10 protein-coding genes are annotated in these 15,685 nt (G+C 61.9%); 2 read left to right on the top strand and 8 right to left on the bottom strand.

The features are described from left to right. Window positions 1–16: 16 nt before the first annotated feature. On the bottom strand, window positions 17–1,552 hold the full coding sequence (locus tag ACTJKX_RS30390) for a bifunctional metallophosphatase/5'-nucleotidase (RefSeq protein WP_440727547.1): 1,536 nt from the start codon (window positions 1,550–1,552) through the stop codon (window positions 17–19). Between the two features lie 165 nt (window positions 1,553–1,717). Between ACTJKX_RS30390 and ACTJKX_RS30385 the strand changes: the two genes are divergently transcribed. Then, window positions 1,718–2,131, top strand: a complete 414-nt coding sequence (locus tag ACTJKX_RS30385) for a hypothetical protein (protein WP_440727546.1) — start codon at window positions 1,718–1,720, stop codon at window positions 2,129–2,131. A gap of 79 nt (window positions 2,132–2,210) precedes the next feature. Here ACTJKX_RS30385 and ACTJKX_RS30380 read toward each other — a convergent pair whose 3' ends face one another. From ACTJKX_RS30380 to ACTJKX_RS30350, 7 genes are all read right to left on the bottom strand, one after another. Continuing rightward, the gene (locus tag ACTJKX_RS30380; protein WP_440727545.1) at window positions 2,211–2,963 is read right to left on the bottom strand and encodes a reverse transcriptase domain-containing protein; all 753 of its coding nucleotides are present in this window, start codon (window positions 2,961–2,963) and stop codon (window positions 2,211–2,213) included. 527 nt (window positions 2,964–3,490) lie between these two features. Continuing rightward, window positions 3,491–4,564, bottom strand: coding sequence for a hypothetical protein (locus ACTJKX_RS30375; RefSeq protein WP_440727544.1), 1,074 nt, complete (start codon window positions 4,562–4,564; stop codon window positions 3,491–3,493). A gap of 113 nt (window positions 4,565–4,677) precedes the next feature. Beyond that, on the bottom strand, window positions 4,678–6,744 hold the full coding sequence (locus tag ACTJKX_RS30370; RefSeq protein WP_440727543.1) for an argonaute/piwi family protein: 2,067 nt from the start codon (window positions 6,742–6,744) through the stop codon (window positions 4,678–4,680). 670 nt (window positions 6,745–7,414) lie between these two features. Beyond that, entirely contained in the window at window positions 7,415–8,764 is a 1,350-nt protein-coding gene (locus tag ACTJKX_RS30365) for a virulence factor family protein (protein WP_440727542.1), read from the bottom strand. After that, window positions 8,764–11,433 (bottom strand): bifunctional lysylphosphatidylglycerol flippase/synthetase MprF, encoded by a 2,670-nt coding sequence (mprF, locus tag ACTJKX_RS30360; protein WP_440727541.1) that lies wholly within the window; start codon window positions 11,431–11,433, stop codon window positions 8,764–8,766. Before mprF ends, ACTJKX_RS30365 begins: the two co-directional genes overlap by 1 nt. Window positions 11,434–11,633: 200 nt before the next feature. Next, the gene (locus tag ACTJKX_RS30355; RefSeq protein WP_440727540.1) at window positions 11,634–12,545 is read right to left on the bottom strand and encodes a sugar kinase; all 912 of its coding nucleotides are present in this window, start codon (window positions 12,543–12,545) and stop codon (window positions 11,634–11,636) included. Between the two features lie 261 nt (window positions 12,546–12,806). Beyond that, a complete protein-coding gene (locus tag ACTJKX_RS30350) occupies window positions 12,807–14,009 on the bottom strand; it encodes a pyridoxal phosphate-dependent aminotransferase (protein ID WP_440727539.1) in 1,203 nt (400 codons plus the stop codon). A 290-nt stretch (window positions 14,010–14,299) separates the two neighbouring features. Between ACTJKX_RS30350 and ACTJKX_RS30345 the strand changes: the two genes are divergently transcribed. Beyond that, entirely contained in the window at window positions 14,300–15,409 is a 1,110-nt protein-coding gene (locus ACTJKX_RS30345; protein WP_440727538.1) for an acyltransferase family protein, read from the top strand. Window positions 15,410–15,685: the final 276 nt, after the last annotated feature.

Genomic DNA, 15,685 nt, shown 5'->3' with positions numbered 1-15,685 from the left:
CGCTCCCAGGCTCTCCTCAGCTTTCCACCTTGATCCGCCCGCCGACGCCGGTGGTGAGGGTACCCTTCTCGCGCAGATAGACCATCACCTCATTGGCGAGCAGCTTGCCGTCGGTCGCCCCGATCAGCACGCGCCCGCGGCCGATGGCGTCATAGCCGTCGCCGCCGGCCAGCATGAAATTGTTGGAGGCGACCTTGTAGCGCCGCGCCAGATCGAGCGTCTCGCCGTTGACGCTGACCGAGGCGATGCGCGCGCCCACCGGCGCCTTGGCGTCCACCACGATGGCCAGGCCCGAGACCTGCGGGAAGCGGCCGGCATAATTCTCCAGCTGCGAGACGCCGTTTTCGAGCGCGGCCTTGATATCGGCGCCCTTGAGCTCGACCAGCACGCTGGTGTTGCCGAAGGGTAGTTCGGAGAGGATGTCGCGGCGGGTCAGCTTGGCGCCGGCTGGATAGAGCTTGTTGGCGCGGATGCCGCCGCCATTGATGATGGCGCAATCGGCGCCGATGCGGGCGCGGATGGCATCGGCGATGAGATCGCCCATGGCGGTTTCCTGGGAGCGCACGCTGGCGGTACGGCTGTCGAGCTCGACCGCGGTGGTGGCGATCACGACATCGAGCTCGCGCGAGAGCTCGGCCTCGAGCTTGTCGACGGCGGCCTGCACCTCGGGGTCCGCCTCGACCGACAGGCTGTCATGCACGCGAAAGCTCGGCAGCCAGGCGATCTTGCGGCTCTTGCCTTCGCCGCTCGCCGTCGCCACGAAATCGACGGCGGTGACGAAATTGCCCTCCTCGTTGGATTCCACCATCACCGTGCGGCCGTCATAGCTGATGGCGAGATCGTGGTCGTGGCCCGTCAGCAGCACGTCGACCAGCCGCGAGCGCACGATCTCGTTGTCCATGGCGCGATCGGTATGGGCGACGCAGACGATGAATTCGGCGCCCTCTCTGCGCAGGATCTCCACCTCGCGCTTCAGCGTCTCCAGCTCGGGCGCGAAGGTAAGGTCGCCGCTCTGCGACATCTGGGGCGTCGCCGCCAAAGCCAGGCTGGTGACGCCGACCTTGATGCCGCCGAGCTCGTGGATCGAATTGTCCTTCATGCCGGGGATCGGGCTGCCATCGGCCCGGCGCATATTGGCGGCGTAGAAGGGAAAGTTCGCTTCCCCCATGCGCTTGAAATAGACCTCGGTGCCGAAGTCGAACTCGTGATTGCCCGGCACGAAGATGTCGGGCCGGATCATGTTGGTGAGCGCGACGATGTGCTCGCCCTGGTCGAAGCCCGACATCAGCGAGGGCGAGAAGCAATCCCCCGCATGGCAGAACAGCATCGGCACGCCGCGGGCGCGCTCGGCCTTGACCACGGCCGCGAGCTTGGCAAAGCCGCCGCGGCCCTTGGTGTCGCCGGCCTTGTAGATGTCGTTGACGAGCAGCAGCGAGAAGGTGGTGCCGGCAGGCGCCGCCTCGGCGGTCTCGGCCGCGCCCGACAGCATGGTGACGGAAAAGCCGGCGGCAAGGCCGAGGCCGAGCGTCTGGCGGCGATTGAGACGAGACATGGCGGGCATCCCGAAAGGCGGTGGAGGAGGGAGGGTTCCACAGGGATGTGACGGGGGCAAGTCGGGTATTGTGTCGGACAGATTTGAGGTGTTTAGCCGACATTTCTGTTGACGCCCTGGCAAGATGCGCAACAGGTTTAAAGCGTGGTAAATTGGGCCAGATCCATGCGGCGAAACTTCAAGTTCGATGACTTTTCAGTGATTGTATTGGGTGACAGATTCATTGATCTTCACAATGCATACAATCTGGAGTCTTTCGGAACTGACGAGGGTGGCACAGCGGTAACCCTCACCTTTGTACAGAATCAGCACGCGATTGATCCAGAAAACCTGCCATTGCGTGTAAGTTTACATTGTACAGGTGATGTAAGAACTGCATTCAACAACATAAATCTGATTGCAGCGCCTCTAAACGATGAGGGGATAGAAATCGCCTATTTTGACCAGGCATGCGATTGGGATGCATTCATCACCGAAGAAATTGCCCTTGTGCAGCCGCCACTCGGCCTACATGTGGAATTTATGAATGGGTTCGTAATACGTATATTCTGCGAGTTGGTAACGTTGGAATTACGATGAACTGATCAATCTTTGTTAGATTTGTCGTTCTCCATTAAATGCACTGTCACCGTAATTCACGTACATCGGCAAATATTCCTCAAGCGGCCTGCGGCGGGACCGCGTTTCCAGCCTCTACTTGCTCACAGTACTTGGCGAAAGCGGCAACGCTGGTAGCGGATCGTTCAACCTGGTGGAATTCATCGCGTCGCGCTTGCAGGACCGAAGCATAATGTTGGGTCAGCTCGCAATTAAATAGTTCGATGGCCTCGGCAGGGCCATAAACCTTGTTCTCATTGATCGTGAAATTTCCGTCATCGAGGACCCGTCGAAGATCAGTATACACGCCCTCTAAGATGCCTTTATTGTCCGATGATAGGGCAATGTCGTCCATATAGACCGAAGCCGTCACGGCCTTTGGCAAACGACGGAGGAAGTTTCCAACCCCCGAGTGCATCAAGACCAGCGTGGCGAGGATGGGCGACTGCACGAACCCATATGGCAGTGCGTATCGCGGCTCGTTGAAGGGGTTTCTCACACAGGACCATTTCGCCATCGTTCCGGCTCTCTCAATTCCGATGGCATGGAGCTCTCGGGCAACGCGATTACGTCCGATGCCATAGAAAAAACGCTCGATGTCTAGGCGTGCGAAATACCGATGATCGCGATGCACGTGCAATGCCGCAACGTGCCCCCCCTCGCGCAAGTGGTAATAAAAGCCGTCGAAAGCCGTCGCCTGCTCTACTTTGGCTTTCAACGCGCGCCCAATCTTTTCGCCTCGCTCGCTCGGGACGAAAACAGGCTTACCTTTACGCAGGTAAGAATATTGATAGGTTTCGAACGCGACGGGCATAGTTGACGACCTTGCTCATGAGATCAAGCAACACGTTAATCAGCTCAAGAATGAGCACGATCACCGGAAGTGAACTCAGAGCAAGGCGCGTGAGACTGTGCTTTTTACGCATTGCTCACCTCCATGTTCTCGTCCCCGGCAACCTGCAACCCTATCAACATAGAGTCGTCAACTGAGAGAACCGTATGGCCTCGAAGCGTGTCTCTCGGCTTTCCGTCAGGTGGGCCAAAGGGACCGCCGGGTGAGCTGAAGGTTATCGCCGGCAACGTAGAGACAAAATAGGGGTGCGCTCGCTGCTTTTCAAGTGACTTTGCTCGGGCCGTGGACGTTGCCCCAGCACACATACTTCGACCTCGCTTCTGCCTAGTGCCACCACCGGACTACGGAGCCAACGAATTTAATTGCTACAGAATTGGGATCGTCAATTAAGTGCAGCGTCGCCGCAAAGGCCACCATAATGCTGACAGGCGTCATCTTCTCGATTACTTTTAAGTAATTTGCGATATATATTCCTTTTATTCATTCAATTATCGAATCATCTTCTTTGGGCGAGGAAGAATAATAGTGTCTGCGACACCTTTAATGCTTAATAAGCCTTGCCTCAACTCCGCATGTTGTTCTGTGGTCGCTGTGTCGTCCCAAATGAACGCGATGATCTGATGAAACGGGCTATCCTCTCTTAAATAGGTGCTAGCATCCGCGGCAACCTCTTTAATAATATCCGAAAGCGCCGAGGGAGTGGCTTTACGCAGGAATTTCACCTCAATGATTAGTTTCAGCGAGGGGATAGCGAGGTCGGCTCGCGGGTGATGATGGCCGAGTGATTTGAGCCACTCCTCGTCGTCCAGATCTGGAAATACCGGCGCTATCACGGACCACAGCATATCCTGAACGTGATATTCGTTCTCGATATCCCATCTAGCCGGCCGGGAGCGGGGCGTGCGAGGAGAGGCGTCCCACGCCCATCGACGCATCGATCTCGATACGCCGCTAAGTAATCGGCCGACATCTTCGAGGGTCGTGGAGCCGAGGCGGACAGCGGCTGTGTCGCGCAACAAAAATGCTGTCGCCGCCACCTGCGCAGCAGCCCGGGTCATATCATCAAGCGACGACAGGCCTGAGATTAAATCCCAGGCATCCGCCCGAGTCGCCGCCGTCGTTTGCGCGAGCCCCTTGCCGCAGAGGGCCGCCCTGAGATCGGGAAACACGCCTTCGCTTTTACCGACGGGCCCTTCCAACAACAGTTCAAGTGCGGCTCGGATAAGCGTTTCGTTCCAGTCAGAAGGTCGCCGATATTTTAGCGTCTGCTGAAGCAGGTTCTCCAGCCAGTCGCGTGCTGATTTCGCTTTCAACGGGCCTAGCGCTCTCAGCCCGATCGCCACGCCAAACAAACCGATGCCATCGACCTCAAATGAAGGTGGCCGCCCTGGTACAAAATACTGTCTAGCGCTCAACCAGTCCACGGCGTCAACAAAGTGATATACAAAGTCGTTGCTGACGTTGGCTGCATAGCCGAGAACTGCCACGTGAGCGGTCTGTCGGGCGGCACCTTGAGACTTGGCCGCCTCATGCGCGAGCACTTCAAGGAGCGGCGATTTCACCACCGTATCCTGCTGTATCCAAGCCGCGAAAGCACGGGCGTGCGGCGGCTGGGTACGATCATCCTTCGCCGCTTCGGATAGCGTCCGCCGCAGGAGAAGGAGGCTAGGCTCGCTCACAGGAACCATCGCGTTCGGCTAATCGGTCCGAGCATCATGTCAGCGTCCCATGTAGGCACATGACGAAGTCCGCTAAGCAGGCGGGCGATGAGCTCCGAATAGTGGATCGTGATTGGTGTCGGGGCAGGAGTGAACATTCGCCAGGAATGGCATGAGAAATCAAAGACCTGCCTTGTCAGATAGGTCATGTCTCTGAAGGTTGACCGGCGATGCAGGCGAAGCAACATCGGCTGGGGCATACCGTGATTAGCCTGCTTTAGGTCTTTAGGGCCGGTCAGGCAAAGGAGTGTCTCCCCGCCCCCCAGAGAGACAGTAACGCCGCGCTCAGGTGTTTTAGAGCCTTTGTAGGAACCGTCTCGCTGACGAATGCCAGGCTGTGCATCATCGAAGATCGTGAACGGATGCGCATCGACCAAGTGCAAAAAAGCGAACTTGACTTGTGTCAGTCCCAACCCCTCGACGAGTTCGACCACAGCTTCCGCTTCAGCGTCTGCCAATTGCTTGAACGCATGAAAAACGAGGCGAACAGCGTCGGTGCTGCGCCAATTATCTGTCTTGCGAACACTTTCAATGGATCGTCTCAGAGACCTTGTAAGTTCCTCCTTGTATTGCGAAAATGGGACAGCGGCAGTTCTATCATCGAGCAAATATCTGCCGTCACTGCTGAATAAGGTCGTGATGCCAACAACTCGTTCCTGGTTGCCCAAGCGCGAACTCGATATTGTTTGGGAACCGATCCCGACGACAAGTTCGTGTGCGACCGTCGGCTGCGACTTCAAAAGCCACGGAATCCCGCCGATCTTGGAATAAGTCGCCACGCTCATGTTATTCATGGCGAAGACCAACTGCTGGTCAATAAAACGAATGGTCTCGAGCGTGATTTCCTGGACCGGAACACGTTGTTTCAAGAAAGCAGCTTTCACCGCGAAATACGGATTGTACGCTTCGTGGAGATCTCTAAAATCTTTGTCGATTTGAACAATAGCGAGGTTCCATTCAAAGCCGCCGTCAGTTGCCGCTTCCACAGCGTCCCGGCAGGCGGCAACATAGTCCTCAACCGAACTGCTCTGCGACACGTACGTCTGCACCTTCGGCGCTTGAAGCGCGTAGCGCCTGATCAAGCCCTTCGCATAGGGCGCGCGTACCCAGTCTCCGCTTCCGGTCTTAACATCTGGCAAGCCGTCTAGGAACTTCGCTATGAAGGCATCAACTTGGCCCTCGTGGGCCGCTTGACACACAACTGCTATATGGAGTTGCTTTGGCGCAAAGGTGCGCTGGTCATAAGGCCCATTCTGATCGAGACCACGTTCATTCCACCGGTCAGTTTTCGTGCCACTCGGGTCGAAGACGAGAAGTGGCTTCTGGATTATATCCGTTCGGAAAACCCAGCTGTCGCGTGACGTTCCCGCCAGTTGCCCTAGTTGGAACGGTACACCCGGCGCAAGCTCAATGTCTTGCTTGCGGATGTAATCGAAGGTTCGTCTGATAAGACTTAGACGTTCTGAGCCGCCCAGAATGCGGCTTGCCTCGCCCTCGGCTTGTTCGAGTAGGCGACCACCCGCCTCATTTCCAATGAGATGATTAACACAAGCGGCGAAATTCTCGCGCCTCGGCTCAAGGTATGCATCGGCCATATTAATGGACGGAGGATTGTCTCCATGGTCGTCCAAGAATAATTCGGAGCCTTTGATGCTTATGACACGCCCACGCAGCTTGAGATAATTGCTGATGCGCGTGTCATCAGGCTTCATGAAAGCGGACACATACTTTCCCACCAACGGAAACCCGTCAGCAAAAAGGTCTTTACAAGGAGCGTCGATAATGTGTCGCGTTCCAACACCGCATACAAGAACAACGACGTATTTCTCATCGCGGTCCCTAATCGTTCGGGTCTCGAAATTGAGGATCAGTCGCCGCTGCAGCCAGCTGGGCAGTGATTTATGCGGAGGAAGAATGTTACTCGGCTGTGCGGAAAGAATTCGGAGCGGTCGGTGTTTGAGAATCGGCCGCCTTACCCTCTCAAAAAAAGCCGTCAGCGCTTCAATACCAAGAGAAGCAAGCAACCAGGGTGCTTTTGCCAGCTCATGTTCTTCGCTAGTGTCGCCGAGCGGTGGTAGACCGGGCTTGAGTGGAATAGCGATTATGGAAGCTCCGTCCTCTCCCCCCCCGCTTCAAGAAGTAATTCCCGCGGTGCTTCTGTCGACCGCTGTCCAGAACTTCCTTCTTATAGGGTTGAACGCCGACGGTTAACCTAACGTCTGGCGCTGTGAAAATGGTCGCGGCGTTGAGTAGTAGCTTTGGCATTGCGATTGGCAGCCCATCCTAGGGCGGAGTTTTCAAATGCCGATCTTAATCACACAGGTCAAAGAGACAATCGTTTCATCTTCAGTCTGCACAGGCAATCAAGCCTTGGATATTGTCGCGCTCCAGGCATTGCGCTCATCGTATCACTCCGAAACGGTTCCAACGCGCTTGCCTTTTGACGCTATCTGCAACTAGCGATCCGCTGGGCAACACCTCCTACGGAGACCCATCCTCGGAGAGCAGACCTTCTTCACGTCTCGGTTGGGTCAATCTCGACCTTTGGCCAAGACGTCGCGAACGTCCGCTATCGATCCGGCGGACAGTAGAAGCCGCCAGTCTGCCTTTGGGGGCCCCAATTCAGTTGTTCCGAGGGGCGTACTTCAATCGCCATGGCTCCTCTTGGTCCCGTTCCCCGCGTAAGCCTCACCCCTACTTTTTTAACCGCTCCAGGATCGCCCGCGCTACAGGCTCGTAATTCCCGTCGAAATGATGCCCGCCCGGCCGCTCGATCAGCGTCGCCTTGCTCATTTCGGGGAAGACGCAGGCGGTGCCGTTCTCGACCACTTCCTCCTTGCCGTAGAAGCACATGGTCTTCTCGAAGGGCAGGCCGGGCAGATAGGGCTTGAGGTCGACGTCCGAGGAGGAGGCGACGCCGAGCCAGCCGGAGACGGAGATCTCGAAATCGGCGGTCGGCTCCAGGCCCAGCATGGCGAGGAGGTTGATCTTCTTCTGCATGGGCGGCGGCAGCTTCTGCCAGACGAAGGGGATCACGTCGGCGCCCAGCGAATAGCCGATCACGGCGACACGCTTGGCGCCCCACAGCTTGGTGTAATAGCCGATCATGCGGGTGAGGTCGCCGGCGATGACGTCCGGCTCCTTGGTGCTCCAGAAATAGCGCAGCGAGTCGACGCCCACCACGGCGACGCCTTCCTTCTGCAGGATCTCGCCGATGGTCTTGTCGATGTCGCGCCAGCCGCCGTCGCCGGAGATGAAGATGGCAAGGCCCGTGGGCGGGCCCGAGGCCGGTAGCTCCACCAAAGGCAGGTCGCCGAGTTCCTGGTTGGGCGGCGCGCCCATCTCGACGGCGGCCTTCACCGCGGCATCGACGAGGGCATCCGGGCCGCCATCGGCGACGACGGACTGGGCATCCTTGGTGCCGGCGACGAAGGCCTGGGTGGTCGCGTCGGGGGCGGCGGCGCCGACATAGGTCCAGCGCCCGGGCACCTTGGCGAGGGGCTTGTACTGCCATTGGCCGTCGGCCGCCTTGGAGACGGGCGCGCCCTCGCACATGCGCAGCTTGGAGGCCATTTCGTCGGAAAAGCCGGTGGAGACGGCGCCGGCGGCGGTGTTCTCAGGCGCCTGGGCGAGATTGATATAGGCGAAGGTGCCGCCCAGCGTGCCGAGGCCCATCACCACCGGCCAGCGCCAGGTCTGCATGCCCAGTTGGCGCTGCGCCTCGCGGGCCGAATCCTCGATGTCGCCGAAGGCGTAGTGGCAATCCTCCTCGTCGCCCTTGGCGAGGCCGTCGATGAAGGCCTGGCTGTCGATCAGCATCACGGCGGCGCCCTGGTCGACCAGCTTGTCGGCGACGGCCCGGTAGGCCGGCGTGAGCCCGTCCTTGTCGGAGAGCAAGGCGACGAATTTGGTGGGCTCCTCCTCGGGGGCGAGCACGGTGACGGTGCCGAGGATCTCCTCCTGCACCTTCACTTCGCGCGGGGCCGCCAGGGCCGATGCCGTCGAGGCCAGCAGGGCAAAACAGAACAGGGCGATGCGGCGCATCAACTGGCCTCCTCGGGCAAAGCGCGTCTCGGGCTCGAAGCGATCAAGCCGGTAACATCCATGAGAATCTGCGGTAGGGCCAGGCCCCCCGGAAAGGCAAGATATTTCGGGCGCCAATCCGGCTTGAACTTGTCCTTATAGGCCCTGAGGCCTTCGAAATTGTAGAAGCGGTCGCCGCGCTTGTAGACGAAGGAGCCGACGCGGCTCCACAGCGAGGCGAGGCGGTGGCGCGGCAGGCCGGAGAGCGGCGCCATGCCGAGATTGAACCAGGCGAAGCCCTCGCTTTTGGCCTGGGCCAGCAGGCCGATGAACAGCAGGTCCATCATGCCGGCCGGGCCCTGCGGCAGGTAGCGCATCAGGTCGACCGTATATTCTTGGCGGTCGGCGCCGCGCCAGATATTGGCGAAGGCGACGATGCGGCCGTCCTGGCGGATCACGGCCTGGTCGTAGCGGCGGATATAGTCCGGCGACCAGAAGCCGAGCGAAAAGCCCTTCTCCTTGTTGCCCTTCTCCTCGAGCCAGGCATCGGAGACGGCCTGCAGCTCGGGCAGGATGGCCTCGACCTCGGCCGCCGGCACGATCTCGAAGGAGGCGCCGGAGCGCTCGGCCTTGGCGCGGGCTTGGCGCAGGCGCCGGCCCTCGCTGCCTTCGAGCGTGAACTTGTTCAGGTCGACCCAGGCTTCCTCGCCGAGCTTGGCGAGCGAAAAGCCGGCATCGAGATAGGCGGGCAGGTGGCCGGTGGTGACCTGGTAGAACACCGGCGTGCCGCCATTGCGGTCGACCAGCTCCTTGAAGCGCCAGACCATGGCGTCGACCTCGTCCTCGGGCGCCACCGGGTCGCCCATGGCGATCCAGCTGCGCCCCTGCACGCCGTACATGGTGAAGCCCTTGCCGCTGGCCGAGAGCAGGAAGCGCTTGTCGCCGAGCAGGGCGAGATGCGCGTCGGAGCGGGTGGAATCGCTGATCAGCGGCACCAGCGTTTCCAGCTCCTCGGGCGTCGCCGGGTCGAAGGCGGCGCGGCTCGGATGCATCAGGATATAGGCGGCGATGCCGATGGCGACCACGGCCATGGCCAGCGTGGCGCGCAGGAAGCGCGGGGCGTCCGCGTTATAGGCGAAATCCCACCATAATTTGTGCTGGTAGTCGACATTGGCATAGGCGAAGAAGCCGAGCCAGATCGTGGCGCCGATGGCGACGACGCAGGCCAGGATCCACTCGAAGGAGGGCCTGACCGAGAACAGGTCGGCCTGGCGGTAGAACTCGTCCTGGTAGAGCACGAGCAGGCCGGCGACGATCGAGCAGATGATGGCCTCTTCGATGTCGAGGCCCTTGAACAGCGCGAAGACGGCGCCGGCGACCAGCAGCAGCACCGCGATGCGCTGGGCATTGGCCATGCGCCGGACCAGGCCGTAGGAGATCACCAGCAGGACCAGACCCGAAATGCTGCCGGCCAGCTGCGAGACCTCGACGAAGGGCAGCGGGATCACGCCGCGCAGGATGGCGATGCGGTAATGTTCCTCGGGCGTGGCGCTGGAGAACAACAGGATGACGCCGCCGATGAACACCGCGATGCTGGCGGCGCGCGGGATGATCGGCCGGGCGATCTCGTGGATGGTCCTGGCGATCCGGCCGACCGAATGCTGGCGCTGGCGGATCTCGTAGCCGCCGAACATCAGGCAGGCGATGGCGAAGGGAATGACGTAGTAGACCAGGCGGAACAGGATCAGCGAGACCAGCATGTCCGCCGCCGGGATCTGCGGCTGGGCCAGGATCAGGGTGGTCTCGAACACGCCGACGCCGCCCGGCACATGGCTGATGACGCCGAGCACCGTGGCGACGGCGAACACCGCCAGGAAGCTCATGAAGCCGGCATCGGGGCCCGCCGGCATGATCAGCCAGAGCGCCCCGGCGGCGGCCACCGTGTCGAGCAGGCCGACCAGGATGGCCCCGAGCGTCGCCCCCGGGCCGGGCAGGGGCATGGCGTGCTCGCCGACCCTGATCGTGCGCGGGCGCAGGGCCGAGACGATCACCCAGATCGCGACCCCGCCGAGCACGGCAAGGCCGATGGCGAGGTTGAGGCCGGGGGCGAGCCCGTCCAGCGGGGCCAGTACCGAGGGCTGGAACAACAGGCAGATCGCGGCGACCGTGGCGATGCCGAGCCAGAAGGTGAGGGTGGTCAGAGCCCCCACGGCCAGGATCAGGCTCGGCTTCACGCCGTGCGACTGGTAGATGCGCCAGCGCACGGCCCCGCCGGTGAGCACGCCGAAGCCGAGCGTGTAGGTGAAGGCGTGGCTGATGAAGGAGGTGAAGGCGATGATCGGCAGCGGCACCTGCCGCGCCCCGACATGGCGCAAGGCGAGCAGGTCGTAGCCGATCAGGGCGCTGTAGGAGAGGGCGGTGGCGAGGAAGGCGAGCGCCACCTGGCCCCAGGCGATGCGCGACAGCGCATTGTTCACCTCCGACCAGGTGATGCCGGAAAAGATCTGGTAGAGCGCGGCGGCGGCGATGGTGAAGATGGCGAGACCGACCAGGAGGCCGGCCTTGCTCCAGTCGATGCGCCGGAGCAGCCCGGTCTTCGGGCGCTCGGCCGTCGGGATGGCGGCCGCCGGGACCTTGGGACCGTCGTCGCGCGCCACGGCGCGGTCGAGCGAACCCACCACTTCAGCCATGCCTTGATCCCGTTTCAATGCGAATATCCTAGAAGCTGAATCGTTTTTATACGATCAGAGCCTCCTGTCAGCAGTAGAACGGGTTCGAAGTGGCCACCGTGCCCGGTATCCACTCCTGAATTGTTCAGTCCAGGATCAGGAGACGGGCCGTTCATGCTGACAGAACATGGCATTCCAACGGCAGCCGCGTGAATTGTGAGTCACAATCCGGCCATCGCCTCGGAAGGAATGATGGCGCCGCGATGGGTGATCACGCGCGCGGCAAGGCGGTGGCCCTGCAGGGCGGCTTCCACATTGCTGCGATCGCGCCGGCGGGCGGCAAGATAGCCGGCGTTGAAGCTGTCGCCGGCCGCGGTGGTGTCGACGGGCGAGACGGCCTCGGGCACCGGCACATGGCCATCGACGCCGCTCCGGCGCAGGAAGGCGCCGTTGGTGCCGTCCTTCACCGCGATCTCGCCGATGCCGTGGTCGGCGAGGCGGGCGATGGTGTCCTGCGGCGTGGCATCGCCCCACAGGGCCTGCTCGTCGTCGAAGGTCGGCATGATGATGTCGACCAGCGGCAGGAAGCGGCCGAAGACCTGGCGGGCGCGGGCGGGATCGCCGCCCCAGCCGCGCGGGCGGTAATTGCCGTCGAAGGCGATCGCGGCGCCGGCAGCCTTGGCCCGGGCCAGCACCTGCGCGAAGCGCTCCAGGCCCGGCGGCGCATAGAGCGAGAGCGTGATGCCCGAGAAATAGACGATGGCGGCGCTCTCGATGCGGGCGATCAGCGCCTCGGCCTCGGCCAGCTCGAACAGGCTGCGCGCCGGCGCGCTGTCGCGCCAGTAATAGAAGCGTCGCTCGCCCTTGGCATCGGTCTCGATGACATAGAGCCCCGGCACCCGGCCGGCCAGGCGCGGCACGCCGGCCATGCCGACCTTCTCGCCGGCGGCAAGGTCGGCGATCGCCTGGGAATAGGGATCGTCCCCCAGCGCCGTGGCATAGGCGACGTCGAGCCCGAGGCGGGCCGCATAGACGGCGGTGTTGAAGGTGTCGCCGCCATAGCCCAGCGACATGCCGTCCCCGCGGCGCGACAATTCCACCATGCATTCGCCGATGGAGACGAGATCGGTCATGTCGTTGTTCCTTGCGAATTCAGATCGAAGTGGAAGCGTGGGGCACTATGCCAGCATGATGGTGGCGCGACGCTGGCCGCTCCTTCGCCCCGTTCTTACGGGGAGAAGGTGAGGATGAGGGGCGGCGCGAGGGGACTGGGTGAGTATTGAGCTGCCCCTCACCCTTACCCTCTCCCCGCTCGCGGGGCGAGGGGGACATCGGCGTTGCGCCTCGGCTTGCTTCATCCTGCCTCGTCCAACGCGGATCGCAACGTCCGTCTTCTACGCCCCCGTTCCCGGATTGGCGCTGAGGAATTCGCCCATGCGCACCAGTGCCCGTTGGATGTTCTCGGCGGAATTGGCGTAGGACAGGCGGATATAGCCCTCGCCATGCACGCCGAAATCCGGGCCGCCGATAGTTGCGACGCCGGCCTTTTCGAGGAGGGCGGAGGCAAGCGGCTTGGCCTTCCAGCCGGTCGCCCGGATGTTGGGGAAGGCATAGAAGGCGCCCTTCGGCACCACGGAGCTGACACCGGGCAATTGGTTGAGGCCGTCGACCACGATCTTCCGGCGCCGGTCGAACTCGGCGACCATGGCATGCACCGCGTCCTGCGGGCCGGTGAGCGCGGCAAGCCCGGCCCATTGCGCGCTGGCATTGACGCAGGAATAGGAATTGACCGCCAGCTTGCGGGCGGCATCGCCCCAGGCTTTCGGCCAGAGCGAGAAGCCCATGCGCCAGCCGGTCATGGCATAGGTCTTGGACCAGCCGTCGAGCAGGATCAGGCGGTCGCGGATGGAGGGATAGGACAGCAGCGAGACGTGCTGGAGCCCGTCATAGCTCATCTGGCTGTAGATCTCGTCGGAGAGAATGGCGACATGCGGGTGCGCTTCCAGCCCCTGCACCAGCGCGTCGATCTCGGCCTTGGGCGTGACGCCGCCCGTGGGGTTGGCCGGCGAGTTGAGGATGAGGAGGCGGGTCTTGGGCGTGATCAGCGCCAGCGTCTCGGCCGCCGAGAAGGCAAAGCCGTTCTCCTCGCGGATCGGCACCGGTACCGGCGTGGCGCCGGTGAACTCGATCATCGAGCGGTAGATCGGAAAGCCGGGATCGGGATAGAGGATCTCCGCGCCGGGCTCCCCGAACATCAGGATGGCCATGAACATGGTGACCTTGCCGCCCGGTACCACGATGACCTCGTCGGGCGAGACGGCAACGCCGGTGCGGCGCTCGACGTCGTCGGCCACCGCCTCGCGCAGGGGTAGGATGCCGGTGGCCGGCGTATAGCCGTGATGGCCGTCGCGCAGCGCCTTGATGGCGGCTTCGACGATATGGTCGGGCGTGGGGAAATCGGGCTGGCCGATGCCCAGATTGATGACGTCGCGCCCCTCCCGCGCCAGATCCGTCGCCCTTGCGAGCACGGCGAAGGCGTTCTCCTCGCCGATGCGGGAGAAGGCCGGAACGAGATGTGGCGCGCTGGGGAAAGTCATCGGGATGGCATGTCCTGGCGGTGCAAGGGCTATGGCGGAATCGCGAACAAGGCAAGATTTAATGCGGGCGCATCCTCCTGTCTTTGCAAATCGCAGTAGGGCGCGTGTCAAGGAGGATTTCGACTTCATCCGAAAGCCGGAGAGGCGGGCAGGCCAAGCATGATTGCCTCCTTCCGAAGTCTAGTCGGCGTAGGCAGACGCCTCCATGTGGCTGAATTGACGAAACAGGCGCGATCTGGCTCAGGTTGATCTTGAACAAGATCGACGACTGAAGGTTACTGGCGATGGCCGTGACGACGCCTCAAGCGCTTGGCTCTGGGGAGCGGGAGGCCGGCCGCTCGCCGCAGCACTTAGCGTCATTGGACGGCTTGCGCGGCTTTGCTGCGCTGTCCGTGCTGATCTTCCATCTCGGCCACTGGTTCGATATCCCGGGCCTGGCTTCCAATGCCAGCCTTGCGGTGGACCTGTTCTTCTGCCTGAGCGGTTTCGTGCTGAGCCTGGCCTATTGCAAGCGCCGGCAGTCCCTGTCGTTTTCCGGCTTCATGCGCGCCAGGCTGATCCGGCTGATGCCGCTGATCGTTTTGGGGCTGGTGGTCAGCGCGCTCTATGTCGGGCTGCGTTCCGGGCACCTGGAGGGCGAGGTGCCCTTTGCCGCTCTGACGCTGGCCCTGCTGCTCGGCCTGGTCAACCTGCCCTATCTCGATGCGCCCGACGCCATCGGCGGGCCCCAGGTCTTCCCGCTGAACGGCCCGCAATATTCGCTGTTCCTGGAACTGGTGGTCAATGCGTTCTGGTGGGCGACCCGGCGGGTGAGCCAGCTCCCGCTCGCGATCGCCCTCTTCCTCGGCTGCCTGGCGATCCTGCCCTTCACCGGCCTGGGCGGAGATACCACGGACACGCTCTGGCGCGGATTTCCGCGGGTGGGAGCTTCCTTCTTCGCCGGCGTCGCCGTTTTCCATCTGCTCGACCGCCTGCCGGGCTGGCTGGGAGGCCCGCGCCTGTTCTGGACGCTGGCGGCGGGGATGGCGGTGCTGTTCTATCTCCCCTTCGAGGTGCCGCTCTGGATGCAACTCGTCTGGATCGCGCTGCTGGCGCCCTGGCTGATCCTGGCCGGTGCGCGCACGGTCCTGCAGGGACGGATTGCGACTTGGTCCTCCCTCAGCGGTGACCTGTCCTATCCGGTCTATTGCCTGCATTATCCGCTGTTCTGCTGGATCAACGGCCTCTATCGCCTGCGTTTCGGCGAGCAGAACGCCGGCATCGAAGGGCCGGCCGTGATCGTCATCGTCTGCGTGGCGAGTTTCGTCCTGCTCAAGCTCTATGACGAACCGCTGCGGCGGGCCCTGGCGGAGGGCGTGCGCCGCTGGACCTATCGGCCGGCATCATCGGCCGGCGCGTGAGCCCCGCCGATTGCCATTATTCTCCGAATAATTCCTGGAGCATTTTCCCGAAAAGCCGCTAGACTTTTCGATTGAGAAAGTGCGTAAAAACAACAGCTTATCGACGGCGGTGCCGCGCGTCTGCGATTCGTGGCGATTCCACTGGACCGCAAAGCGCCTTGGCCTCCGATCTCGCCGTAAAAAGCGCCCAAGGCATCGTCCTGCTATTCGTCGCTTAGGCGTTGCGAATAGTCTGACAAAAGTGTTAAGTCGTCTGGTTGCAGGAAGACTGCCACC

Origin of the sequence: Labrys sp. 22185 (genome assembly GCF_052045555.1) — a bacterium.
Taxonomy (GTDB): Bacteria; Pseudomonadota; Alphaproteobacteria; order Rhizobiales; family Labraceae; genus Labrys; species Labrys neptuniae.
Note: the sequence above shows the minus strand (reverse complement) of the source record. Positions and strands in the feature narration are given on the sequence as shown.